Origin of the sequence: Methanoregula sp. (genome assembly GCF_002835825.1) — an archaeon.
In the GTDB taxonomy this organism is placed as follows: Archaea; Halobacteriota; Methanomicrobia; order Methanomicrobiales; family Methanospirillaceae; genus Methanoregula.
This window is the reverse complement of record NZ_PIZH01000732.1, coordinates 1-1077: the sequence shown is the minus strand read 5'-3', so window position 1 is coordinate 1077 and position 1077 is coordinate 1. Positions and strand designations below refer to the sequence as shown.

Here is a 1077-nt window from a genome sequence, read left to right as displayed (position 1 = left end):
GCCGCGGTTGCGGCGTGTGCGCGGCCGGTGGTGTGAGCTGAGCCTCGTACATCTTAACCAAGAGCGGGGTCCGGAGACTGACGCATGCCTCGGTGACCGGGTGGGTTGCATCCCGCACCGGATGGCTGGCAACCGTGTCGTAGTCCCCCAGCTGCTGCCAGCAGCGCTAGGCTGCGTCCGGCATCACGGGTTCGAGGAGGAGCGCAACCGCTTTTGCGATCTGGGCGCAGTTTTTGCTCACCTGTGCCGCTGCCGCCCGGTCGGTCTTGACGAGCTTCCACGGTGCGTTCGTCTGGATGTAGGTGTTGCCAGACGCGGCAAGGGCCATGATTGCGTCCACGGCGCCCTTGAACTCATAATCCCGCATCAGCCCGTCCACGGTTGCAAGGGACGTTTCGATCTCATCGATGATCGCAGGATCGACCGGACCCGGGGGGATGCCCTCGAACTCCTTGTGCGCAAAGTAGAGGGTGCGGTACACGAAGTTCCCAAAGATGTTGACCACCTCGTTGTTGATCCGCTCGGCAAAGAGCGGCCACGAGAAGTTCAGTTCCTTTGTGTGGCTCGTGTAGGCGAGCAGGTAGTAGCGGAGGTAGTCGGCGGGGAGACCCTTGTTGAGATAATCGTCGTTGGTCCAGACCACGTACCCCCGGGACTTCGAGAATTTATGGTCGTCGACTTTGAGCATCCCGCTTGCAACGACCGCGTGCGGCACGCCGTAACCGGCCCCTTTCAGCAGCGCCGGCCAGAAGATGGAGTGGTGGTAGATGATGTCGCCGCCGATGAAATGCGTGACGCGGTTCTCCCCGCACCAGTACCGCTTCCAGTCCTTATTATTCGCCTTTGCCCATTCCTCGGTGAACGCGATGTAGCCGATCGGAGCATCGACCCAGACGTACACGACAAGATCGTCGCGGGAGGGGAACTTCACGCCCCACTCGAGCGTGCGGGTGATGCACCAGTCATGGAGCCCGTCCCTTATCCACCCGATCGCGTAGTTTTTCGCATTGCTCGTCCCCCGCACCGTCTCAAGGTACGGGAGGAGGAAGTCTTTGAATGCCGAGAGGCGGAAGAAGT

General features: G+C 61.1%; 1 pseudogene. It reads right to left on the bottom strand.

The annotated features are described in order from the left end of the window. A pseudogene (locus CW742_RS14780) lies at positions 1-1077 on the bottom strand (class I tRNA ligase family protein); the annotation flags it as partial.